Origin of the sequence: Vibrio sp. Vb1980, from assembly GCF_033338615.1 — a bacterium.
In the GTDB taxonomy this organism is placed as follows: domain Bacteria; phylum Pseudomonadota; class Gammaproteobacteria; order Enterobacterales; family Vibrionaceae; genus Vibrio; species Vibrio alginolyticus.
Window position 1 is genome coordinate 407528 of record NZ_JAWOSZ010000002.1, and the last position, 23234, is coordinate 430761.

The 23234-nt window shown below is 45.1% G+C and carries 20 protein-coding genes and 2 tRNA genes; 13 read left to right on the forward strand and 9 right to left on the reverse strand.

What is annotated here, in order from left to right; all coding sequences use genetic code 11:
* The first annotated feature begins 52 nt into the window (after positions 1-52).
* From R7F64_RS05050 to R7F64_RS05060, 3 genes are read left to right on the forward strand one after another with little or no spacing between them, the layout of a single operon-like run.
* Entirely contained in the window at positions 53-1174 is a 1122-nt protein-coding gene (locus tag R7F64_RS05050; RefSeq protein WP_104974198.1) for an ABC transporter ATP-binding protein, read from the forward strand.
* Complete coding sequence (locus tag R7F64_RS05055) at positions 1171-2451, forward strand: ABC transporter permease (protein ID WP_213876515.1); 1281 nt, start codon at positions 1171-1173, stop codon at positions 2449-2451. Before R7F64_RS05050 ends, R7F64_RS05055 begins: the two co-directional genes overlap by 4 nt.
* 2 nt (positions 2452-2453) lie before the next feature.
* Positions 2454-3302 carry an ABC transporter permease gene (locus R7F64_RS05060; RefSeq protein WP_213968899.1) on the forward strand — a complete coding sequence of 283 codons (849 nt, stop codon included), beginning with the start codon at positions 2454-2456 and terminating at the stop codon, positions 3300-3302.
* Positions 3303-3422: 120 nt separating this feature from the next.
* Here the strand turns inward: R7F64_RS05060 and R7F64_RS05065 are convergent, their stop codons facing one another.
* Complete coding sequence (locus R7F64_RS05065; protein WP_017820898.1) at positions 3423-3857, reverse strand: hypothetical protein; 435 nt, start codon at positions 3855-3857, stop codon at positions 3423-3425.
* A 444-nt stretch (positions 3858-4301) separates the two neighbouring features.
* Here R7F64_RS05065 and R7F64_RS05070 point away from each other — a divergent pair, with 444 nt between their 5' ends.
* Positions 4302-4835: a hypothetical protein gene (locus tag R7F64_RS05070; protein WP_054574080.1), complete on the forward strand. Its 534-nt coding sequence runs from the start codon at positions 4302-4304 to the stop codon at positions 4833-4835.
* 350 nt (positions 4836-5185) lie between these two features.
* Entirely contained in the window at positions 5186-7630 is a 2445-nt protein-coding gene (locus tag R7F64_RS05075; RefSeq protein ID WP_318071494.1) for a collagenase, read from the forward strand.
* Positions 7631-7790: 160 nt separating this feature from the next.
* On the opposite strand, the gene R7F64_RS05080 is transcribed toward R7F64_RS05075, so the two are convergent.
* From R7F64_RS05080 to R7F64_RS05110, 7 genes are all read right to left on the reverse strand, one after another.
* Positions 7791-9587 (reverse strand): aminopeptidase P family protein, encoded by a 1797-nt coding sequence (locus R7F64_RS05080; RefSeq protein WP_318071495.1) that lies wholly within the window; start codon positions 9585-9587, stop codon positions 7791-7793.
* A complete protein-coding gene (locus R7F64_RS05085) occupies positions 9587-10579 on the reverse strand; it encodes an ABC transporter ATP-binding protein (RefSeq protein ID WP_017633963.1) in 993 nt (330 codons plus the stop codon). The genes R7F64_RS05080 and R7F64_RS05085 overlap by 1 nt, the downstream gene beginning before the upstream one ends.
* A 9-nt stretch (positions 10580-10588) precedes the next feature.
* Positions 10589-11572: an oligopeptide/dipeptide ABC transporter ATP-binding protein gene (locus tag R7F64_RS05090; protein ID WP_318071496.1), complete on the reverse strand. Its 984-nt coding sequence runs from the start codon at positions 11570-11572 to the stop codon at positions 10589-10591.
* A gap of 10 nt (positions 11573-11582) precedes the next feature.
* On the reverse strand, positions 11583-12515 hold the full coding sequence (locus R7F64_RS05095; protein WP_005377839.1) for an ABC transporter permease subunit: 933 nt from the start codon (positions 12513-12515) through the stop codon (positions 11583-11585).
* Positions 12516-12524: 9 nt separating this feature from the next.
* On the reverse strand, positions 12525-13445 hold the full coding sequence (gene oppB / locus R7F64_RS05100; RefSeq protein ID WP_005377838.1) for an oligopeptide ABC transporter permease OppB: 921 nt from the start codon (positions 13443-13445) through the stop codon (positions 12525-12527).
* Between the two features lie 145 nt (positions 13446-13590).
* Positions 13591-15201, reverse strand: a complete 1611-nt coding sequence (locus R7F64_RS05105) for a peptide ABC transporter substrate-binding protein (RefSeq protein ID WP_213876501.1) — start codon at positions 15199-15201, stop codon at positions 13591-13593.
* 264 nt (positions 15202-15465) lie between these two features.
* Positions 15466-16572, reverse strand: a complete 1107-nt coding sequence (locus R7F64_RS05110; protein WP_213880153.1) for a M20/M25/M40 family metallo-hydrolase — start codon at positions 16570-16572, stop codon at positions 15466-15468.
* 538 nt (positions 16573-17110) lie between these two features.
* On the opposite strand from R7F64_RS05110, the gene hppD reads away from it, so the two are divergent.
* The 8 genes from hppD to R7F64_RS05150 all read left to right on the forward strand — a co-directional run bounded on the left by hppD (position 17111) and on the right by R7F64_RS05150 (position 22723).
* Positions 17111-18184 carry a 4-hydroxyphenylpyruvate dioxygenase gene (hppD, locus tag R7F64_RS05115; protein ID WP_005388950.1) on the forward strand — a complete coding sequence of 358 codons (1074 nt, stop codon included), beginning with the start codon at positions 17111-17113 and terminating at the stop codon, positions 18182-18184.
* Complete coding sequence (locus R7F64_RS05120; RefSeq protein WP_318071497.1) at positions 18177-19307, forward strand: homogentisate 1,2-dioxygenase; 1131 nt, start codon at positions 18177-18179, stop codon at positions 19305-19307. Before hppD ends, R7F64_RS05120 begins: the two co-directional genes overlap by 8 nt.
* Before the next feature lie 9 nt (positions 19308-19316).
* Positions 19317-20354, forward strand: coding sequence for a fumarylacetoacetate hydrolase family protein (locus tag R7F64_RS05125; protein ID WP_005388946.1), 1038 nt, complete (start codon positions 19317-19319; stop codon positions 20352-20354).
* Between the two features lie 21 nt (positions 20355-20375).
* Positions 20376-21044: a maleylacetoacetate isomerase gene (gene maiA / locus R7F64_RS05130; RefSeq protein WP_005377832.1), complete on the forward strand. Its 669-nt coding sequence runs from the start codon at positions 20376-20378 to the stop codon at positions 21042-21044.
* A gap of 195 nt (positions 21045-21239) precedes the next feature.
* On the forward strand, positions 21240-21899 hold the full coding sequence (locus R7F64_RS05135) for a DUF2726 domain-containing protein (protein ID WP_053303141.1): 660 nt from the start codon (positions 21240-21242) through the stop codon (positions 21897-21899).
* Positions 21900-22018: 119 nt separating this feature from the next.
* Entirely contained in the window at positions 22019-22357 is a 339-nt protein-coding gene (locus tag R7F64_RS05140) for a hypothetical protein (RefSeq protein ID WP_213899314.1), read from the forward strand.
* 179 nt (positions 22358-22536) lie between these two features.
* Positions 22537-22613 (forward strand) — tRNA-Val (locus tag R7F64_RS05145).
* Positions 22614-22646: 33 nt separating this feature from the next.
* Positions 22647-22723: transfer RNA gene (locus tag R7F64_RS05150), tRNA-Val, on the forward strand.
* A gap of 258 nt (positions 22724-22981) precedes the next feature.
* Here R7F64_RS05150 and R7F64_RS05155 read toward each other — a convergent pair.
* Positions 22982-23212, reverse strand: a complete 231-nt coding sequence (locus R7F64_RS05155; protein ID WP_017820907.1) for a hypothetical protein — start codon at positions 23210-23212, stop codon at positions 22982-22984.
* Positions 23213-23234: the final 22 nt, after the last annotated feature.

Genomic DNA, 23234 nt, shown 5'->3' on the forward strand with positions numbered 1-23234 from the left:
TATCTGACGCTCTACTCATTCGTAATATTCAAAAAATGAGAAGAGGGAAGTCATGAGCACGGAAAACAAGGACTATGTCAGCTTTCAACACGTTAAGAAAACCTACGATGGCACGAATTTGGTGGTGAAAGACTTCAACTTAGATATTGCTCCTGGAGAGTTCGTTACTATGTTGGGGCCGTCAGGATCGGGCAAGACCACTTGCTTGATGATGCTAGCAGGCTTTGAAACTGCGACCGGTGGAGACATTTATATTGATGGCGTTCCTGTCAATCATCTCGCGCCGCACAAGCGCGATATTGGTATGGTGTTTCAAAACTATGCGTTGTTCCCACATATGACCATTGCTGAGAATCTTGCGTTTCCTTTAAAGGTGCGAAAACTCGACAGTGACACGATTCAAAGCAAAGTTCAGAGTGTATTAGAAATGGTCGAGCTTGAGCATGTTGCGACTCGATACCCAAAGCAGTTATCAGGTGGTCAACAACAGCGTGTCGCGTTAGCGCGAGCATTAGTGTTTGAGCCTAAACTCGTGTTGATGGATGAACCACTAGGCGCATTAGATAAGCAGCTGCGCGAGCAAATGCAGATGGAAATTAAACATTTGCATGAAAAGCTTGGCATTACCATTTTGTATGTGACGCACGATCAAGACGAAGCTCTCACTATGTCCGACCGTATTGCGGTTTTTAATCACGGCGAAGTGCAACAACTCGCGACACCAACCGAGCTTTATGAATCTCCGAGTAATACGTTTGTTGCGCAGTTTATTGGAGAAAACAACCAACTCTTAGGTTTAGTCAAAGAGTGGAACGGAAAGTATTGCCAAGTGCTCGTTGGGAAAGAGCTATTTACTGCGAAACCTGTCAGAGTCTCTGAGCAAGGGCAGAGAACAACGCTTTCCATTCGACCAGAAAAGATTGTTATTCAACCAGAGAAAGCGTCTTGTGAGAACCAAGTCTCAGGCGTCCTACGAGAATTGATTTATCACGGTGATCATTATCGTTTGGTCGTCGAAGTAGAGAGCGTTGGCCACTTCATCGTTAAAGTACCTAACGATAATCGTAAACACTTGCAGTTAACGCCTGGCTCCATTTGTCGTATTGGTTGGCAAAGTGACGATTGCCATGCTCTTGATGGGACACAAACTCAAAGTAGCGAGGTAGCAGCATGAGTCGAGAGCTAACCGCATTAGATTCTGTATTGGAGATCGAACGCCAAGTTCATGAGCAAGAAACCAATCTGAAAGCGCAGCTGCAAAAGGCGGAGCGCCGAAAAAAGCTTCGCTCCATTATGCTCACAACGCCATTGGTGTGTTTTATTCTGCTTACGTTTGCTTTTCCTATCCTCGACATGCTTTTTAGAAGCGTGGATAACCGAGAAATATCCCTGTCACTACCACAAACTATTCAAGCCTTAGAAAGTTGGGATTATCAAGGTCAGCCTCATCAAGAAGTCATTGAGGCATTCTCTGTTGAAGTACTTGCGCTTTATCAAAGCAAAGAGCTGCCGAAAATAGCCAACCGGATGAATATTGAAGAGTCTGGTATGCGTAGTTTACTCATGAAAACCGGCAGAAAGTTGTCTCGTTTGACGTCGCTGCCGAGCTCGGTGACACAGTTGGCTAAGCTGGATAAGCGATGGACTAATCCTAAATATTGGGCGGCGTTTAAGAATCTTAGTGGCGCATTAACATTCAGTCACTATCTTGCAGCGCTAGACTTGCAAGTGAATGAGTTTGGAGACATTGAGCCCCAACCAGAAAAACGCCAAATATACGTCGACCTTTTCTTTAAAACTTTTTGGATGTCTATTTCAATCACCTTAATTTGTTTGGTGATGGCGTACCCCGTTGCTTACCTGCTTGCCAATTTACCTGATAAGCGCGCGAACTTACTTTTAATTATTGTGCTGCTGCCATTTTGGACATCATTGTTAGTCAGAACCACGTCTTGGATTGTTCTGCTGCAAAACCAAGGGGTCATTAATGATCTCCTTATTTGGTCGGGTTTTACTTCTGAGCGAATTCAGATGATTCACAATACCTTCGGAACGGTGGTGTCTATGGTTCACATTCTGTTGCCGTTTATGATCCTGCCTCTGTATAGCGTAATGAAAGGAATTAGCCCAACTTATTTCCGTGCCGCTCGTTCTCTAGGCGCGACGCCTTTCATTGCGTTCATCAAAGTTTATATGCCGCTTACGTTACCGGGGATAGGTGCGGGGGCTTTGCTTACTTTCATTCTTTCTATTGGTTTCTACATTACGCCCGCTTTGGTTGGTGGAAGAAGCGGACAGATGATCTCCAATATGATTGCCTATCATATGCAGACATCACTGAACTGGGGGATGGCTGGCGCATTGGGTGGACTGCTTTTGTTCGTTGTACTGGTTCTGTTTTATATGTTCAACCGTGTGGTTGGCATTAACAACCTTAAGGTAGGGGGATAACCATGGCATTACCAAACTATGCATCAAAAGTAGAGCGAGTTGCTTACGCAGGTTACTTAGCTTTTTGTGGGGTGGTGCTGTTCTTTTTAATCGCTCCAATTCTGACCATCATCCCGTTATCGTTTAATGCAACGCCTTACTTTACTTTTACCGAGGGGATGTTAAACCTTGATTCGGAAGCGTATTCTACTCGCTGGTATCAAGAAATGTTTACTAGTGAACAGTGGCTGTTGGCGCTGAAAAACAGCACGTTTATTGCTTTTGTGGCGACACTCGTTGCAACAGGGCTAGGAACTCTGGCGGCGTTGGGTTTAGCCAGTAGTAATTTGCCTTTTCGCAATACGATTATGGCGCTGTTGATCTCACCCATGATCGTACCAGTCATTATCTCTGCTGCTGCGATGTACTTTTTCTACACGCGCCTTGGCTTGTCACAAACTTATCTAGGCGTCATTTTGGCACACGCTGCTTTAGGTACGCCTTTTGTCGTCATTACCGTTACTGCGACGTTAAGCGGCTTTGACCATAGCTTGGTAAAAGCGGCGGCTAGCTTAGGAGCAAACCCTGTTTATACTTTCAGACACATTACCTTTCCTCTGATTCGTCCAGGGATGATATCTGGCGGCTTGTTTGCTTTTGGCACTTCGTTCGACGAGGTTGTGGTGGCGTTATTCCTGACTGGGGCAGAACAAAAAACCGTTCCGAGGCAGATGTGGTCAGGAATTCGAGAGCAAATTAGTCCGACCATATTGGCGGTCGCTACGTTGTTGATTTTTATGTCGGTGTGTTTGCTCGTGACATTAGAAGTTTTGCGTAGACGTAATGTACGCATTCGAGGCATTCAAGAGTAACCAAACTTTTTCTTTGTTGGTCACTTTGCACTTTTGTTTAGGGGCACCTCAATTTTTGACCAAATGCGCCTCATTGTAGGCGCTTGTCTTTTTTGTGTATCTTCAGCGATGACTGACATATCACTCTGGTAGCTTAATGCCAGCTTGCTCGAAACGTGCCAAAGGCGACTTGTTTGATTGCTGATACCAACTAGCTGGCATGTTTGATTTAAGTCGCGCTTTTTCTTCCTTGCTAATCACAACATAATGCAAAAACGTATCAAGTGTGGTTCCCATCACGTCAAATGTCATTTCCCCATCTTTGCTGATGGCTTTCAATAACCCAACCACGGCTTCCTCAGGGACTAACGGTTCAACCACCGCCTTTTTTCGCTCTTTTATTGATGTTGAAGCGGGCAGTCTTGCACGTGCCGTCTCCCAGCAAACTTTGTTGGTTTTACTGACAAGGTTGTGCTTGTAGCAGTAGTAACTGAATAAAAAGCGTGGCAGGTTTTGCCAGCGTTCGGCTTGCACTTCTAACCAAAGGTGTTGTAGCTCAATATCAGCGTCGGTCATAAATATTATGGAAGATTATTAAAGTAGTGGCATTCTAACGTTTCATCAGCGATGCCGTCTATGATTCGGTTACTTCCCATCTTTATGTTGACACTTTGATTTTCAATGAAACAGTGACTTCTTATTACTGTAAATAGTGAGTGATTTGTCCAGTTTCTGACATTAGTGTTTGACTTGGGTAGTAGAGTGTGGGCGTTTTTGTTTTGAAGCGTCAATATACATCATCACATACTTACGTCTTACTCTTTCTGAAATAAATACTTTTATCAAAGTAACTGTGTGATTTTCATTCAAATAGTATGTGTTTCATGGTGATGAAAATTCTGTTTATTGCGCTACAATCGAGTGTCGTTCGTAGAATGTAGCCTAATGACGAAAACCTTGCGTCTTCTATCTGGCTTTTTGTGTGCTACTTTTTAATAAGTATCTTTTGGGTGGGTTTTTATGTTTGGAGTTAAAAGAAATGCTGCTATCTCTGGCTTGTACCAAGCGAGTGAACTTAAAGCAAAGCTGTTCTCCAAGGATTTGGAAATCTTAAGACTTAGAGCTGAAACTGAGTTTAATAAAGTGCTTGATGAGCTACTAAGAATTAAAGATAACAATTCAAGGCTTCGTGAAAGTGGGCTTATTGATAAGCTTGAGCAAGAGAAGTCTAAATGGAACAGTGATCAGCTCAAAGACATCGAGCAACGTATAAGTAATGTCGAGTTCTGTATTAAGGATTGTGCTTTATATGTCAGCAACATTGAGTCCCAATTCGCTGAGGATAGCGGTTTAGGATATGGTGAACTGAGCAGTCGTTCCCTTGAAGACGAGTTGGAAACACTATCTTTTAGTAAGATCCTTAACGCATCTGCACATGAGTACTTTTATAACTCTAAAGAGTATGAAATGTACCTTGAAAACACACCAAATACCGAATTTTTGCACGCGTTAAAAGAGCAAATTACCGCACTCTTCGACCACAAAGCAGCCTAGAACCTACAAAGTATTCCCCCATTGCCCGATTCCTTCTGAAGGGGCTTTGATTCGCGAATTTTTACCGACCCGCTTTGGAGTATACCTAGCCATTTAACGTGCTGGGTATACCCGTTTAACTACACGTTTCTTCTCTAGCTCATCTCTATTTTTTAACAAATACGAATTTTAGAAGCTCACTCCGTGTTCCTTCTAGTACCAAAAACTGACACCGCTACGTTTAGTTGTTAACAAAATGTTTCATCTTGTCTTGCGAGTAGATTATATGGAGATGCTCTTGCAGTAATAAGGGCAGTGGCGATGCAAAAGACGTAATGCATCTAAGGAAAACTCAATATAGAAGAAATTAGATGGAACTGAAGACTTTGAGTGTCGCGATTGCGACAACATTAACCAGCACTGGCGTATTTGCGTTAAGCGAGCCAGTTTCTCAAGTTACAGAGCAACATGCACATTCGGCTCATACACACGGTGTTGAATCCAATCAAGTTGAATACCAACCAACCGCAACTCTCCCTATTCAGCCCTCCAAGGCAACTCGAGTACAGTCACTTGAAAGCCTTGATGAGTCGAGCACTGCTTGTGATTTGGAAGCATTGGTTACCGAAAGCAGCAACCAATTGATCGGCGAAATTTTAAGTCAGGGCGCGACGTGTGTGAACCAGCTATTCTCTGCTGAAAGTCGGATTCAAGAGTCGGTATTTAGTTCCGATCATATGTACAACATTGCGAAGCGTACTACGACATTGGCGGAGGGGTATACAGGTGGCGGGAGCGATGAACTAGAAACGTTGTTCTTATACTTGCGCGCGGGTTATTACGCCGAGTTTTACAATAACAACATCTCATTTATTGAATGGGTTACTCCAGCGGTGAAAGAATCAGTGGATGCGTTTGTTAACAACGCAAACTTCTACGAGAACAGCGATCGTCACGGCAAAGTGCTTAGTGAAGTCATCATCACTATGGATAGTGCGGGCTTGCAGCACGCGTACTTACCACAAGTGACCCAGTGGCTTACTCGTTGGAATGATCAATACGCCCAGCACTGGTATATGCGCAATGCGGTTAATGGTGTTTTCACTATTTTGTTTGGTGGGCAGTGGAACGAGCAATTTGTGCAAGTAATTGGTAACCAAACAGCCCTTGCCAAAGCTTTAGGCGATTTCGCTCTAAGGGCGTCATCAATCGGTGCTGAAGATGAGTTTATGGCCGCGAATGCGGGGCGAGAGCTCGGGCGTCTGACCAAGTATACGGGTAACGCGAGTTCTGTTGTGAAGAGTCAGCTGAGTCGAATCTTTGAACAGTATGAAATGTATGGTCGGGGTGACGCGGTTTGGCTTGCGGCGGCGGACACCGCCTCATATTACGCAGATTGTAGTGAGTTCGGAATTTGTAATTTCGAAACTGAGCTAAAAGGCTTGGTGCTATCGCAAACTTATACTTGTAGCTCGACAATCCGAATTTTGTCTCAGAATATGACGCAAGAGCAACACGCGGCCGCATGTTCTAAAATGGGTTACGAAGAGGGTTACTTTCATCAGTCATTAGAAACTGGTGAACAGCCAGTAAAAGATGACCACAATACTCAGCTCCAAGTCAATATCTTCGATTCAAGCACCGATTATGGTAAGTACGCAGGGCCAATTTTCGATATTAGTACTGACAATGGCGGTATGTACTTGGAAGGCGATCCTTCCCAGCCGGGGAATATTCCCAACTTTATTGCTTATGAAGCCTCTTATGCGAACGCGGATCACTTTGTCTGGAACTTAGAGCACGAATACGTGCATTACTTAGATGGTCGATTTGATCTCTATGGAGGGTTTAGTCATCCAACTGAAAAAATAGTGTGGTGGAGTGAAGGCATTGCAGAGTATGTCGCTCAAGAAAATGACAACCAAGCAGCACTTGAGACGATTTTAGACGGCTCGACATATACCTTAAGTGAGATTTTCGAGACTACTTATGATGGGTTTGATGTCGATCGAATTTATCGTTGGGGGTACTTAGCTGTACGTTTTATGTTTGAAAATCATAAAGATGACGTAAACCAAATGCTGGTGGAAACACGCCAAGGGAATTGGAGCAATTACAAAGCAACGATCACCCAATGGGCGAATTTATATCAAAGTGAGTTTGAGCAGTGGCAGCAAGCCCTTGTCTCAAATGGTGCACCTAATGCAGTCATAACCGCAAACAACAAGGGGAAAGTCGGTGAAAGCATTACATTTAGCAGTGAAAACAGTACAGACCCAAACGGGAAGATCGTCAGCGTCTTATGGGACTTCGGTGATGGCTCGACAAGTACACAAACCAAGCCGACGCACCAATATGGGAGTGAAGGGGAGTATTCGGTCAGTCTAAGTGTGACAGACAGTGAAGGCTTGACGGCAACCGCCACTCATAGTGTTGTTATCTCAACGTTGGGCGGTAATGACACATTGCCACAAGACTGCGCGGTGCAAAGTAAAGTAAGCGGTGGGCGCCTAACAGCAGGAGAGCCTGTTTGCTTGGCAAATCAACAAACCATTTGGCTGAGCGTGCCAGCGGTGAATGAGAGCTCAAATCTGGCGATAACGACGGGGAACGGTATGGGCAACCTAAAGCTTGAATACAGTAACTCTGGTTGGCCGGATGGTGCTAATCTTCACGGGTGGTCAGATAATATTGGTAATGGAGAGTGTATTACGTTGTCAAATCAGAGTAACTACTGGGGCTACGTTAAAGTCTCTGGTGACTTTGAGAATGCCGCCATCGTCGTTGATTTTGATGCTCAGAAGTGTCGTCAGTAGGGCATTTTAACTGCATCATTTTAATTTAATTGATCGCCTCGCTAACATTGCGGGGCGTTTTTGTTTTTCACGCCGTTATCTCTATAAAAAAACCAGCCCGAAGGCTGGCAAACAAGGAGTTTGAGATGAAAATGAAAACGTTATAAAGCTTGCTGATATCCTATTTCTCAATAAGTTGGGTTGTGCTTTGAAGCCAGTTTTTATCTTGCGTATCAAGAAAAGGGCTAAGTGCTTGATAGACTCGTGAATGGTAATGATTGAGCCAGTCTAGCTCTGCTTGATCTAGCATTGATAAATCAAGGGCGTTGGTCGCAATTGGAGCAAGAGTGATGGTCTCAAAACCGTAAAACGTGCCGAACTCATTTTGTTCTACTTCTACAACTTTAAGAATGTTCTCTATTCTTACCCCGTACTCACCTTCGCGATAAACGCCTGGCTCATTAGTAATGACCATACCCGGTTTTAGTTCAACCTCGTGGTGGCTTTGCGAGAAATTTTGTGGGCCTTCGTGAACATTCAAGCAAATGCCCACGCCGTGTCCAGTGCCGCAATTGTAATCAATACCATGTTGCCATAAGACGCCACGCGCCATGATATCAAGATTGGCACCCGTAGAGCCTTTCATGAATCGAGTCTGAGTCAGTCGGATGACCGCTTTGAGCACCAAGGTATAATCTTTGCGCTGCTTAATGGTCGGTGACCCGAAGTGGAAAGTACGGGTGATGTCTGTTGTCCCGCCAAGGTATTGGCCACCAGAATCGACGAGAAAGAAGTTGCTTTCATTGACTGCCGCATTGCTTTCTTCATCGGCGGCATAATGCATTTTTGCCCCGTGAGCTGCGAAGCCTGCGATAGTGCGGAAACTGTCACTCACATAATGTCGGGTTTGACGGCGATAGTGATTCAGTTGTGCCTCAGCAGACAATTCTGTAACGAGTCCGCTTGGAACTTGCTCTTCGAGCCAGTTCATAAACCTTACGATTGCCACACCATCATCTGTTAATGCCTGTTCTAGGCTAGTTAGCTCGGTCGCATTTTTTATGGCCTTCATTGCCGTTACAGGGCAAGCCATTGGCTTTAGATTCACATTCCCTTCAATCGAACTCACCAATAAGCTGTCTGTGTGGGTCGGGTTAAAAGCGAGCGATAATCCCTCACATTGCTGATTCAAATACTGACTTACGTAGTTGTAATGGCGAATGTGTACACTCTGATCGGTCAGCGCTCTTTCAACGTCTTGAGGCAGTTTGGCTTTATCAATAAACAGTGTCGCAAGTGATTGCTCTACGACTAGATAGGCTTCAGAAACTGGGCAGTAATTCGTATCACCACCTCGAATATTCATTGTCCACATGACATCATCTAGCGTTGACACTAATAAGCTATCTACTTGGTTCTCGGTTAACCAAGAACGGATTCTCGCTAACTTATTTTCAGTGTCAACGCCAGCAAAAGCGGTGGGGTGCTCGAATACGGGTGCACTTGGGCGAGGTGGTCTTTCAAGCCAAATCGGTGTGAGTAAATCCAGGTCGAGAATGATCTTAATGTTTTTCGCTTCAAAGGTTTGTTTGAGGCCTTGATAAAAAGCGTAACTGATGGCGCGCCCGTCAACCGCGATAATACTGTTTTCTGGTAGCGTGGTAGCCAGCCATTTGGCAACTGTCGGCGTTTCTGGTTGTTTGGCTTTAAACAGTTCAAGTCCTGTGCCGTGTAACTGTTCTTCAGCTTGAATATAGTAACGACCATCAGTCCACAGGCCACCACCTTGTTGGGTAATGACGACATCGCCTGCTGAGCCGGTAAAACCTGAAATCCAGCTTCGCGCTAACCAATGATCCGCTGAGTATTCACTGTTATGTGGGTCATTGTTGGTCACGATATATGCAGACACGTTGTGAAAGGACATTGCCTCACGCAATAACGTAAGGCGTTGGTTTACTGAGTTAGTATTGTTCATTAAATGGTTCCTAAAGTCATATTTGAGCAATAGATATGATGCTGCTCCGAGCCTGTTTTTATTGGGTTCTGTTGCCCGCATACTTCTGTTGCTTCTGGGCATCGAGTACGAAAAACGCAACCGCTCGGTGGGTTAAGTGGAGAAGGAAGATCGCCGGGCAATAGTTGTATTTCACGGTCACGTGCTAATTGCGGATTAGCTATCGGGACAGCAGATAACAGTGCTTTGGTGTAGGGGTGTTGAGCATCATCAAATACTTGATCGTAACGTCCTACTTCCATAGGTTTACCAAGATACATCACCATAACGCGGTCGCTGATATGGCGCACCACGCTTAAGTCATGCGCAATCATCACCAGTGTTAACCCCATTTCTTGTTTAAGATCATCTAGAAGATTGATGACCTGAGCTTGTATGGAGACATCTAGTGCACTAACGGGTTCATCACACACGACCAAATCTGGATTGAGAATTAATGCTCTGGCAATGCCCACACGCTGGCATTGACCTCCGGAAAATTCATGTGGATAGCGGTTTCGCTGGCTCGCCAAGAGACCCACTTTATCCATCATAGCGATGACACGCTTTTCTACCTCTGCCCGTTTAAGCTTTGGCTCGTGGGTGAGCAGTGGTTCGGCGATGCATTCTGAGATGGTTAACCTCGGATTCAAACAAGCGGATGGGTCTTGAAACACCATCTGAAATTCTCTGCGTCGAGAGGAAAGCTCTTTTTTACTAAACCCGAGCATGTCTTGACCTTTCCAAGTCAACTCGCCATGTGTAGGTTCAATTAAGCGAAGTAAGGCGCGAGCAAGTGTTGATTTTCCGCAGCCTGATTCCCCCACAATGCCAAGTGTCTCACCTCGGTAAACATCTAAGTCGATACCATTGACCGCTTTCACGATTTTACGTCGACTTGGAATAAGATGACGTGAAACAGGAAAGTGGACGTTTAAATCACGAGCAGACATGAGGACTTCTTTTTTATTCATAACGCCTCCTTAAGCTTTTATTTGAATGGGAGTGATAACACTGGGTGCTTTAACGTGACAGGCAATGGACTGGCTCGTGTTTAATGGAGAAAACCGTGGGGTTTCGTATTGGCAACGCGTCTCTCGATGCTCGCACCGCTCTTTAAACGGACACCCTTGATGGTTAATCAACGCACTTGGTGGGTTACCTGGGATGGTTGGTAAACGCGGCATATCTTCAGTGATGGAAGGAATCGCCTTTAGCAGGCCTTGAGTGTAGGGGTGCGCAGGTTGAGCGAACAATGTCTCGGTATCTGATTGCTCCATTTTTTGACCACCATACATGACCAATACGCGATCACACATCTCGGCGACGACGCCCATATCGTGAGTGATCAGTAAAATAGCCGTATTGAACTCTTGTTGTAAGTCTCGTAATAGCGTCAAAATTTGAGCTTGAACGGTTACATCTAACGCGGTGGTTGGTTCGTCTGCAATTAACAACTCGGGCTTACACAACAAGGCCATCGCTATCATGATTCGCTGACGCATTCCGCCAGATAATTCGTGAGGGTATTGATTCATCCTAGTTTCGGGAGAGGGAATACGCACCGCATCCAACATGTGAATCGACTCCATTTTTGCTTGTTTTCGGCTCATTCCTTTATGAATCATGAGAACTTCACAAAGCTGTTTGCCAATTTTCATAAATGGGTTGAGTGACGTCATCGGATCTTGAAAGATCATTCCGATTTTCTCTGCACGGATGCGGTTGAGCTGCTTTTTAGACATCGCGAGTAAATCATCACCGTGGAACATTGCGCTTCCAGACACGGCGCCGTTATCCGCGGTTAACCCCATTAATGCGAAAACAGACTGGCTTTTTCCCGAACCTGATTCCCCAACAATCCCAAGAGTTTCGCCCGCTTTAATCGAGTAGGAGAGATTACTGACCGCTTGCACTTGCCCATCTGGCGTATCGAAGCGCACGTTCATGTTTTCAATAGATAGCATGGGTTTGTCCTTATCGGTCTTTCGGGTCAAGAGCATCACGCAAGCCATCGCCGATGAAGTTAAAACAAAAGAGGGTGGCAACTAAAAACAGAGAGGGAAAAAGCAGCATCCACAATGCAACGTCAATCGTTTTTGCGCCTTCGGAAATTAGGATTCCCCAGCTCGTGTCTGGTGGTTGAACACCAAGCCCTAAGAAGCTCAAAAACGATTCGAACATAATGAATCCTGGTACCATTAAGGAGGAATAAACCATCACGATCCCAAGCACATTAGGCAGAACATGGCGTCGGACAATTGTCAATTTAGAAACCCCAATAGAGTGTGCGGCTTCGATGAACTCTCGCTTTTTTAGACCGAAGGTGACACCACGTACAACACGGGCAATGCCCAGCCAAGATACCATTCCGATCACGATAAAAATCAGGTAGATGTTGTTGCCAAAAAGGGTAACAAACAGGATAACCATAAACATAAATGGCACCGAATCGAGCACCTCAATAATGCGCATCATTACGCTATCGACAACGCCGCCAAGATAGCCGGAAATACTTCCCCAAATCGTACCAATAACAACGGCGACTAAGGCGCCAACAAAACCTACCAAAATAGAGAGCCTGCCACCTTGCATCGTGCGAGCGAAGACATCTTGCCCGAGATCATCGGTACCAAAGTAATGGCCACTGCTCAGTGAAGGTTTCCCTAGCTCGTATGGATCGATGAGCACTTCCCAGTCAATTTCATCATGGCCAAAAGCGGCAAGAGAGGGGCCGAAGGTGATGCATAAGGTAATGAACGCCAAAACATACACTGATGTCATCGCGGCTCTGTTTTTACGAAATCGAGTCCATGCATCCTGCCAAAGACTGCGACCTTCGACGGCTTCAATATTGTCGACGACTTGATCTTGAAGAGCTTGTGTATCCAGTTTTTTGATCGTTAACATGCCGGACTCCTAAACGCGTATACGAGGGTCGATAATCGTATATAGCAAGTCGACCACAAGGTTAAAGAAGATAGTGAGTGAAGCGACAATCAGAGTAATGCCCATTACTAGGCCGTAGTCGCGGTTGAGAGCCCCAGACACAAAGTGTTGTCCCATGCCACCTGTACCAAAGAAAATGTCGATAATTACCGAGCCTGTCACGACAGACACAAACGCAGGGCCGAGCATCGCAACGACGGGAATCAGGGATGGTCGCAAAGCGTGATGGAATAAAATGTAGGTTGTGGACAAACCTTTGGCTTTTGCCGTTCGAATGTATGGTTGGTTGAGCGTTTCAATCATTGCGCCACGCATGACGCGTGCAATACTCGCAATGGAGCCAATCGCCAGGCTGAGCACGGGAAGAACAAGAAAAGCCAGCTTTCCTCCTTCCCAACCACCAGCAGGGAACCAGCCGAGCTGAATAGCGAAGATCATGACTAAAACTGGAGCAAGCACGAAAGCCGGAACCACAACTCCAGTCATCGAAAGTGTCATCAGGCCGTAATCTAGGCGGCTATTTCGGTTCAATGCCGCAATGGTGCCAAGCAACATGCCAAGTGGAACGGAAATGCAAAAGGAGAGTACGCCTAATACTGCTGAAACTGGCCATGATTGTGCGACGAGCTGTGTAACACTGAAGTCTTGATAAACGAAGCTCGGACCGAGATCTCCTTGTATGAAATTACCAATGTAAATCCAAAACTGAGTAAGGAAGGGCTGGTCCAAATGGAATTTTGCTTCGATATTCGCACGTACCACCTCTGGCATAGGCCGTTCCATATCAAATGGCCCCCCTGGTGCAATGTGCATCAGCCAAAATGATACGAGTGCGATGAATAGAAGCGTGGGGATAGCGATAGCTAATCGCTTAACAATGTACCAAATCATGATCCATCATCCTTTGGTCGTCCGAAATCACTTCGAACGGTTATGAATAAAAAAATGGCCTGAGCTCAGGTTGCCTTCTCCACCGAGAGATATGAGGAACGACAAGTAAACATTGAACTTGCCGACTCAGACCGAAAACATGCTTTTAGTGGGCTTTCACATAGACATTCTTGCGGTAGTACGACGACTCAGGGTTTGTCAGTTCGTAGCCGCCCACATAAGGCTTGATGAGGTATTGATCGTTACCCGGACGATAAATAGGAATAATGGCCATGTCTTCAATCAGCATGCTTTCTGCTTGTAGATACAGTTCTGATGGGTTGCTCATGGTCTTTGATCGAGCCATTAACTCGTCGTATTGCGGGTTGTTATAACGAGAATCGTTGTACTCGCCACTAGAAACAAAGATATCTAACCACGTAGAGGCTTCATTGTAGTCGGCCGTCCAGCCGCCGCGAGTAATGTCGGTCGGCTCTTTAAGTGCGTAGAACACTTTCGGTTCTAGCTGTTTTATCGTGACTTGCGCACCCAATCGGCTTTTCCACATGCCTGCCATGGTGGTTGCCATTTTTACGTCCATCGAGAAAGTTGGTACGGTAAACGTCAACTTAAGCGGATTGCTTTTATCGTATCCAGCTTCTGACAGTAATTGCTGCGCTTTTTCGATACGTTTATGACGGTTCCAAGTTGCGAACTCAGGAGTGTGAGATTTAAAACCATCTGTTTGAGGTGGCACAAGGGTATACATTGGAACCCCACCGTTTCTCAAGATAGCACTCGTTAACAGTTGACGGTCAATGGCATATGAGAGGGCTTTACGGACCCGCACGTCTTTTGTTGGTCCTTGTTGAGTGTTGAGGTAATAGAATGTGGAGCCAAGAGACGCACTGGTGCTTGCCACTTCTTGTGGGCGTTGTTGAATTAACTTTTTCTTCTGAGCGGCAGGAATGGAAACCGCTTGGTCTATCTCACCGGCTAGGTAGCGGTTTAGCACTACGTTTGCATCACCAATTGGTAGCCAGGTGACTTTTTCCAGCACTACATTGCTTGCGTCCCAGTAATGTGGGTTTTTAACCATCACCAGTTTTTCGTTAACTTTCCATTCAGAGACAGTAAACGCACCATTTGTAACGATATGCTCAGGCTGGGTCCAACGGTTGCCATGTTTTTCAACGGTCGCTTTGTGAACGGGGGCAAGCACTGGATGACTTAATAGTTTCGTAAAGAAGGGAATAGGCTCTTCGAGTGTTACCTGGAATGTTTTTTCATCCAGCGCCTTCACGCCCAAGGACTCGGGTTCGGCTTCGCCCTTCATAATCGCTTGCGAGTTTTCGATATTTGGAATGGCCGCAAACCAAGCGTAGGGTGAAGCAGTGCTTGGATTCAGTAAGCGTTGCCAGCTGTAGACAAAATCTTGTGCAGTGACCGTTTCGCCATTTGACCATTTTGCATCACGTAAGTGGAAGGTATAAACCGTATTGTTGTCATTGACTGACCAAGACTCAGCAACACCAGGAATGGTTTTACCTTGCTTATCTTGAATGACCAGACCTTCAAACAGGTCTCGACCGAGATTAAAAGCGGGCTCTGCGGCTTGCTTGGCTGGGTCAATAGAAGTAACTTCAGCTCCATTGTTTAGCGTAATTTCTTGTATCTCATCGAGGGTCACACCTGCGGGATACGGTGCGGCATAGCTTGATGTTGCCAGTATTGGACTCATCATCGACGCTAATAAAAGCAACTTAGGTAATTTCATCCTTGTCTCACTCTTTTCATCCTGAAAGATGCCAAAAATGTATATTGTATAAATTGTCTACACAATCGAGTTTTAACATTACTGTAACAGGGTGTCAGGTGTTGAGCTGTCTGGTCTCAAAAAGTGAGCTAGGGGAATTTCTTTGAAGATCTGATATCAAGTTGGCATGACGGGAAGTAATTTTGCTTCGATACAAATTAAAATCCCCTTCAAGCACAGGCTAGAAGGGGAAGATAGTCAGTCTGCTCTTCAAAAGGCACGACGTTAACTGACTAGGAAATGTTTCACGAACTCAGTGATTTTGACCATATCACTTACCGCGATAAACTCTTCTGTCGTGTGTACTTTTGCCATGCCAGTTGAAAGGTTGACCGTTGTGAGACCTTTCTTGTTAAAGTTGTTGGCATCGCTACCGCCGCCAGTGCCTTTTGTGAAGGCGTCAATTCCCAACTCTGAAAACGCTGCTTTTATAGCGTTTACGTGTGGGTGGTTTTCTTCAATAACAAAAGCGTCGTAGGCTCGGCTAGATTCAATTTCGACTTCTGCACCGTGTTTTTCACAGACAGACTCTAATGTTGAGATCATATGATTGACCTGAGCATCTAGTTTATCGCCATTCAGGGAGCGGGCTTCTGCCACGATTTTTAATTCAGGCATAACAATGTTTGTGGCCTGACCGCCATTCACTACACCGATGTTGGCTGTCGTTTCTTCGTCGATGCGAAGTAGCTTCATTTGGTTGATAGCATCAGCCGCCACCATGATCGCACTGATGCCTTCTTCTGGCGCAAGCCCTGCGTGTGCTGGTCGACCTTTGATTTTTGCCATGATCTTTTGCTGGCCTGGGGCTGCGGTCACAATGGTGCCAATAGGGCCACCCGTATCTAACACGATTGCTTCCGTTGAAGTGACGTGTGACATATCGAAGTATTGTGAACCGAATAAACCGCCTTCTTCATACACGGTGAAAGCAAGTTCTAACGTTTTGTGCTCACGGTTTTCCGCTTGAATACAACGAACGGCTTCCATGATGGCAGCAATACCAGATTTATCATCGCCACCAAGAATCGTATTGCCTTTTGAACGGATAACGCCGTCTTCGATGATTGGCTCAATGCCAATACCTGGAGTGACCGTATCCATATGACAGCTCATTAGAATAGAGCCGTCTTTTTTGCCGTCTAAACGGGCGTACACGTTAAAACCGTTAGAAATGTGCTCAGGTACTGGAAGTTTGCGTACGGTAAAGCCTAGCTCGCCTAGCTGTTCTGCCAGTGTTTCTGCAATTTGTTTTTCGTTTTTTGATTCGCTGTCGATACGTACTAGTTGGCAAAAGTGTTCAACTAAGCGTTCTTGATTGATGTGTGTCATTAGATGTCTCTTTTTCTGATCGAGCGTGAAGCCTTGTGGCTCGGCTCGATAGGGAACAGAGCACCACTTATGGCACAGTTACTTTTGAATAAAACTGAGGTGAATCAATAAAGGGGTATCCATGACACGATTCTGACCAATGAGCCTTTCGAACTGTATGAAGCGTCACGAAACATTACTTTTGATGTTTTGCAGGATCAAATGAATAAATCGGATAGAGATAGGGTGCAATAGACTTTCCATCCCCTTTTGCTTTTTGAGCTACGTTGCCAAGATAAAATGCCAAAGTAACAACTTGTTTACATTTTGTGTGGTGGCGTAAAGCCGAAAATATCAATCTAATATATTGAAAATAAGCAGTTTGTTTGATGTTTACGAAAGTGGGTTCGATGCGTTCTCTGTATGTAACATATATTTTACAATTATGCGTAAAAATCGCCAAGATAAAGATTTCTCCCCACGTATTCCAATTTCTCAAGACCTGCGCCAAGTTAGAAAAATAAGTCCAAACAAAAGCTACTGAGACAAGGAGAAAGTCATGGTTGATGCATATAACCCACTAGGAACAGACGGATTTGAGTTTGTTGAATATACTGCTGCTGACAACAAAGGCATTCAACAGCTTAAAGATCTGTTTATATCGTTAGGTTTTGCGGAGATTGCAAAGCATCGCTCAAAAGAAGCGTGGTTATATCGACAAGGTGACATTAGCTTTATTGTGAATGCGCAGCCGCATAGCCAAGCTGAGGGATTCGCCAAAGTTCACGGTCCGTCGGTTTGTGGCATGGCATTTCGTGTGAAAGACGCCACCGTTGCTCTGGCGCATGCGTTAGAGAAAGGCGGTAAAGAATATAAAACGGAAATTGGGCCGATGGAGCTAAGCATTCCTGCTATTTATGGCATCGGTGAAAGCTTGCTTTATTTTGTCGACCGTTATGGAAAGCAGAGTATTTATGATGTCGATTTTCGTTTTTATGATGATGCTGATGAACGTTTATCAAAAGCGAATGTTGGTCTTTACGAAATCGACCACTTAACGCACAACGTTAAGCAAGGCAACATGGATGTCTGGTCTGGTTTCTATGAGCGCATTGGTAACTTCCGCGAAATTCGTTATTTCGATATCGAAGGTAAGTTGACTGGTCTTGTCAGCCGTGCGATGACCGCACCTTGCGGCAAAATCCGAATTCCTATCAATGAGTCGTCAGATGATAAATCACAGATTGAAGAGTTTATCCGTGAATACAATGGCGAAGGTATTCAACACATCGCATTGACCACTGACGACATCTACGAAACGGTCAAAACCTTGCGTGAGCGAGGCATGGACTTTATGCCAACGCCAGATACTTATTACGAGAAAGTCGATCAGCGTGTTGAAGGCCACGGTGAAGATGTAAGCAAGCTTCGTGATTTGCAGATTCTTATTGATGGTGCACCAACGAAAGATGGCATCTTGCTACAGATCTTTACTCAAACCGTTATCGGCCCTGTGTTCTTCGAAATCATCCAACGTAAAGGCAATGAAGGCTTTGGCGAGGGTAACTTCAAAGCGTTGTTTGAATCGATAGAAGAAGACCAAATTCGCCGAGGAGTATTGAGCGATGCATAAATGGATCACATTCCCTCACCGGGAGGGAGTGTACTCTAAACAAGCACATGCTGACTTCCCGGAAGAGGCAATTTATGAACGTGAGGCAGGTCGAAGTGGCTTCTTCGGCCCCGCAACACATTTTCATCATCAACATGCCCCAACGGGGTGGTCTGAGTGGGAGGGCGAGCTACGTCCACGAGCGTTTGATTTTAATCTAGTCGAAAAAGCCAGCCATATTACCCCTTGGGCAGTCCCGCATCTATTACACAACGCGAATTGTAAAGTTCGTGTTTGGCGTATGGATGAAAAAATGGACTTCTTGGTGAGAAATGCAGATGGCGACGAACTGCTATTCATCCACCAAGGTACGGCAGATCTCTACTGTGATTATGGTCATTTGAAAGTGAGCGAAGGGGATTATGTCATGATCCCGCGCTCAACGAGCTGGCGTTTAGAACCAAGCGAGCCGATGTTCATTCTGATGATTGAAAACACCGATGCGGCTTATACATTGCCCGAAAAAGGCATGGTTGGAAACCACGCGGTGTTTGATCCGGCGGTTTTAGAAACGCCGTCGATCAACGATCAGTTCCGTGCTCAATATTCTGAGAATCAAACACAGGTTCAGGTGAAACGCCACGATAAAGTCAGTGTTATCACTTACCCATTCAACCCGCTGGATGCGATTGGCTGGCATGGTGATTTGGCGGTAGTAAAAGTGAACTGGCGTGATATTCGTCCACTTATGTCACATCGTTACCATTTACCGCCTTCTGCACATACTACATTTGTAGGAGCAGGATTTGTGGTGTGTACCTTCGTTCCTCGTCCAATTGAAAGTGATCCTGGAGCGCTCAAAGTACCGTTCTACCACAACAATGACGATTATGACGAAGTCTTGTTCTACCATGCAGGTGATTTCTTCAGCCGTGACAACATTGAAGCAGGCATGGTGACATTCCATCCAGCAGGATTTACGCATGGTCCTCACCCGAAAGCATTCAAAGCAGGGCGAGAGCACAAGAAGACTTTTACCGACGAAGTTGCGGTCATGATCGATACGCGTCACGCACTTCAGTTTGCGGATGAGCTGGAAAAAGTAGAAAACAAAGAATACGTCTATAGCTGGCAAGAGAAGTAAGAGGCAAGGATGAAATTAGCAACCAAGAAAAATGGCACTCGTGACGGTTTGTTGATGGTCGTGAGCAAAGACTTAACGCGCTGCGTACCTGCGACAGAAATTTTCCACCCCATGAACTTAGCTCCGACGATGCAGGTGGCGCTTGATAACTGGGATACGCTAGCACCACAACTGGAAGAGCTATACGTTGCACTGAACAATGGCACGGTTGCAGGGTATGAAGAGTTTGAAGCGCACTACTGCGAGTCGCCGCTTCCTCGCGCTTATCAGTGGGCTGATGGCAGTGCTTACGTAAACCACGTTGAGTTGGTTCGAAAAGCTCGCGGCGCTGAAATGCCAGAGAGTTTTTGGACGGATCCGTTGATGTACCAAGGAGGCTCTGATGCCTTTATTGGTCCTTGTGACAACATCGAGTTTGCGAGTGATGAATGGGGTATTGATTTCGAAGGTGAAGTGGCTGTGGTAACTGGTGACGTACCAATGGGCGCGAGTGTTGCAGAGGCTCAGGAGTCGATTCGTTTGATCATGCTGGTGAATGATGTCTCACTGCGTGGGCTAATTCCCGCAGAATTAGCTAAAGGGTTTGGTTTTTTCCAATCTAAACCTTCTTCTGCGTTTTCTCCTGTGGCAGTAACACCTGACGAACTCGGCGAAGCGTGGTACGAAAACAAAGTGCATTTACCATTGGTCTCGACCTACAACCACAAGCCGTTTGGTCGCCCAAATGCGGGTATCGATATGACGTTTGATTTTGCAGACTTAATTGTTCATGCGACTAAAACGCGCCCGCTATCTGCTGGGGCAATTATAGGTTCTGGCACGGTATCTAATAAGCAAGGCACCGAACATGGCACTTCGATTGAGGAGGGTGGTGTTGGTTATTCATGTATCGCGGAAGTTCGCATGATTGAAACCATTCGTGATGGTAAGCCGTCGACTAACTTCATGTCGTTTGGAGATTCAATCAGATTGGAAATGTTCGATGCGGATGGCAACAACATATTCGGCTCGATTGACCAACAAGTTAGCCAATATCTCAAGCACTAACAATGCTGGTTGGGAGACGATATGAGCGATAGCATGATTTTATACGGATACTGGCGATCATCGGCGGCGTATCGTGTGCGTATTTGCTTGAATCTTAAAGAGTTATCGTATGATTCAAAATCGGTACACTTGGTGCGCAATGGTGGCGAACAACACAGTGACGAGTACCATGAGTTAAACGCTTCTGAACTGGTTCCTTTGCTGGTGGATGGGGAGGTTCAGTTAACCCAGTCACTGGCGATCATTCAATACTTAGAAGAACACTACCCGGATGTCACTGTGATCCCCGAGCAAACGCCGCTTCGATACCAAGCGCTAGCTTTGGCTCAGGATATTGCAATGGAGATTCATCCCCTGAATAACTTAAGAGTTCTACAGTATTTAGAGGGGGAGTTAGCTTGCGAGCCAGAGCGCAAAGTCGCTTGGATTCATCACTGGATCCACAAAGGTTTTACAGCATTAGAAGAGAAACTTCAGAAGCATCGTAAACTAAATGGTGATTGCAAGTTTAGCCTGACAAGCTCGCCATCTATTGTCGATATTTGTCTGGTACCACAATTTTATAACGCACAACGCTTTGGTGTAGATACCTCTCTTTATCCAACCATTAACGCTGTTGTGCAGTCATGCAATCAACTACCAGCTTTTATTGATGCGATGCCAGAGAATCAGCCAGACGCTAATAGTTGATTCTTAGCATACATAATGTATTAACAAAATTTAAACGAGCCAATCCAAGTGTGTGATTGGCTCGTTTTTATTGGTGAGCAAAATTTTCTGTTTCTCGCTATCGTCGTGGCGCCTCAAAATTGCGAGGTTTTGTTGCTCTGCATAACATTTCCATTTACGCTTTGAGCAACGAGTTGTTTTGGATGCACTTTATTTATGACCAACATTTTTATCATTGTTGTTCTTCTGGTTTTATTCTTCTTTGTTATTCAAAAGTACGTGATTAAGCACGATGACACGCGTGATTATCCTTATCGCTCGAAAGGCCCTCTGCTCAGAGGTCAAGAGGGTGCGTTCTATAATGCGTTAAGAACGGCGGTCGGGGAGCATGCCGTAGTATTCGCGAAAGTAAACATGTCCAGTTTGGTTACGCCAAAAGAAATCAAAAATAAGAAGCAGTTTTTTGTCGCGAACAATCGTATATCTCGAAGCTATTTTGATTACGTTATTTGTGACCCAAGGACACTAGAGCCGCGCGTTATCGTTGAATTGGATAATGGGCAGGAGCTAAACAAGGGTAAGATAGAAAGACAAAAGTTATTGATTCATGTTTGTAAGACGGCCAACCTGCCTTTAATTGGCGCCTCGATAAAGCACAGTTATCAAGTTGGGCGATTACGTCGTTTGCTTGCGGCACACATTGATTTGATTGAGCCCGATAAAGAAGTGCGTTTTTGTAAAAAATGCGGCAGTCCGATGATCATTAAAACCGCAAGCCAAGGTGAGTTCAAAGGGAGACGTTTCTTTACTTGTAGCCGTCAGCCGAATTGTACATACACCGAAAATTATAACGTTGTGTTTGAGGCGGACGACTAAACACGACAATTAACCAGCAGAAACAAGGGGCTTTGATTAGAGATGATCAAAGCCTTTTTTGTATCAGTCATCAAGGCAGGGCCCATACTTTGAAAAAGAGGGCAGAATAGGGCAGCCATATGCGATACGGATGGATTTTATCGGCGTTGTTCATCGCATCGAATGTTAGTGCGATACCTAATTTGAAACCACTGGAGTGTGAATTGACAGAGACACCCCAAGATCATTTCTTGTTTTACCGAGAGCAAATGGTTTACCACAGTGAGCAGTTTGTCATATTTCAAAACTTCAAAGGCAGGGTGAGCACTCAAGTGGATGTCAAAACAGGAGAGTTGATCCGTACAACCTATATCGGCGATCCATTTAAACCTAAATATCAGATTTTGTTTGGTACTTGCCCCAATGTATCGCAAACCTTACAGATTTGGATGCTCAGTGAAGTGCCTTACGACAATTAAGTGAGATAATAAAAGTTATATAGATCACACTTTTAAACCCTACGGGCTCAGTCCTTGTCGATAAAATCATCTGAAAACGCGTGTTGAGTTTACATTTTCGCCAAACGGTTCAAAGTTGGCAAATTTGTGCTTGCACCGTCGTTCGCTTATAGCTAATATCCTCGTCGTTCCAGAGAAATGCGTCCGTAGCTCAGCTGGTTAGAGTATCGCCTTGACATGGCGGGGGTCGGTGGTTCGAGTCCACTCGGACGCACCATTCTGAATTGAATGGTTAGGAACGTAAAAATTTGGGTCCGTAGCTCAGTTGGTTAGAGTACTACCTTGACATGGTAGGGGTCGGCGATTCGAGTTCGCCCGGACCCACCAAATTTTAGAAAAGCCCACCTTTTGGTGGGCTTTTTTTTGTCTGTAATTCATTGATACTCAAGTAAAACTACTTCTTTTCTTGTCCCTTGTTTTTGCTCTGCGTTAGCCCCTTGTCAGAGATAAAAGTGCACTACCTGATCCGCAACACAACCTCAAGACCCTAAATGCAAAGCATAAGGTGCATACGCTTCAAACCCACTAGAGCCGTCTATAAATTATGTTGCGTGCCACTTGCTGTGGCTTTAGAGACACTGACTACTAATCTAAATTATCTGGCGTGTGAAGATTAGTGCCGCATATTGTACATTTGTAGTCACCAGTCGCTTCGCCTTCCATTAATGAGCTAATTATTGCTGCAAATAGACCAGAGAAGAAACCTTTAGCTTTTTTCTCGGTCTTTTCCTGCGCTTTAGAGAAGCTTTCGTACCGATGTAGCGTTACTTCTTTACAATTACAGCAAAACGCTCTTGTCTCTTCAGAACCGTACATTTTTACCAATTGATTTACTCCC

Excerpts from the sequence above, each read along its gene's own strand:
- R7F64_RS05050 (WP_104974198.1), top strand. The coding sequence starts at position 53 with ATGAGCACGGAAAACAAGGACTATGTCAGCTTTCAACACGTTAAGAAA.
- R7F64_RS05055 (WP_213876515.1), top strand. The coding sequence starts at position 1,171 with ATGAGTCGAGAGCTAACCGCATTAGATTCTGTATTGGAGATCGAACGC.
- R7F64_RS05060 (WP_213968899.1), top strand. The coding sequence starts at position 2,454 with ATGGCATTACCAAACTATGCATCAAAAGTAGAGCGAGTTGCTTACGCA.
- R7F64_RS05065 (WP_017820898.1), bottom strand. The coding sequence starts at position 3,857 with ATGACCGACGCTGATATTGAGCTACAACACCTTTGGTTAGAAGTGCAA.
- R7F64_RS05070 (WP_054574080.1), top strand. The coding sequence starts at position 4,302 with ATGTTTGGAGTTAAAAGAAATGCTGCTATCTCTGGCTTGTACCAAGCG.
- R7F64_RS05075 (WP_318071494.1), top strand. The coding sequence starts at position 5,186 with ATGGAACTGAAGACTTTGAGTGTCGCGATTGCGACAACATTAACCAGC.
- R7F64_RS05080 (WP_318071495.1), bottom strand. The coding sequence starts at position 9,587 with ATGAACAATACTAACTCAGTAAACCAACGCCTTACGTTATTGCGTGAG.
- R7F64_RS05085 (WP_017633963.1), bottom strand. The coding sequence starts at position 10,579 with ATGAATAAAAAAGAAGTCCTCATGTCTGCTCGTGATTTAAACGTCCAC.
- R7F64_RS05090 (WP_318071496.1), bottom strand. The coding sequence starts at position 11,572 with ATGCTATCTATTGAAAACATGAACGTGCGCTTCGATACGCCAGATGGG.
- R7F64_RS05095 (WP_005377839.1), bottom strand. The coding sequence starts at position 12,515 with ATGTTAACGATCAAAAAACTGGATACACAAGCTCTTCAAGATCAAGTC.
- oppB (WP_005377838.1), bottom strand. The coding sequence starts at position 13,445 with ATGATTTGGTACATTGTTAAGCGATTAGCTATCGCTATCCCCACGCTT.
- R7F64_RS05105 (WP_213876501.1), bottom strand. The coding sequence starts at position 15,201 with ATGAAATTACCTAAGTTGCTTTTATTAGCGTCGATGATGAGTCCAATA.
- R7F64_RS05110 (WP_213880153.1), bottom strand. The coding sequence starts at position 16,572 with ATGACACACATCAATCAAGAACGCTTAGTTGAACACTTTTGCCAACTA.
- hppD (WP_005388950.1), top strand. The coding sequence starts at position 17,111 with ATGGTTGATGCATATAACCCACTAGGAACAGACGGATTTGAGTTTGTT.
- R7F64_RS05120 (WP_318071497.1), top strand. The coding sequence starts at position 18,177 with ATGCATAAATGGATCACATTCCCTCACCGGGAGGGAGTGTACTCTAAA.
- R7F64_RS05125 (WP_005388946.1), top strand. The coding sequence starts at position 19,317 with ATGAAATTAGCAACCAAGAAAAATGGCACTCGTGACGGTTTGTTGATG.
- maiA (WP_005377832.1), top strand. The coding sequence starts at position 20,376 with ATGAGCGATAGCATGATTTTATACGGATACTGGCGATCATCGGCGGCG.
- R7F64_RS05135 (WP_053303141.1), top strand. The coding sequence starts at position 21,240 with ATGACCAACATTTTTATCATTGTTGTTCTTCTGGTTTTATTCTTCTTT.
- R7F64_RS05140 (WP_213899314.1), top strand. The coding sequence starts at position 22,019 with ATGCGATACGGATGGATTTTATCGGCGTTGTTCATCGCATCGAATGTT.
- R7F64_RS05155 (WP_017820907.1), bottom strand. The coding sequence starts at position 23,212 with ATGTACGGTTCTGAAGAGACAAGAGCGTTTTGCTGTAATTGTAAAGAA.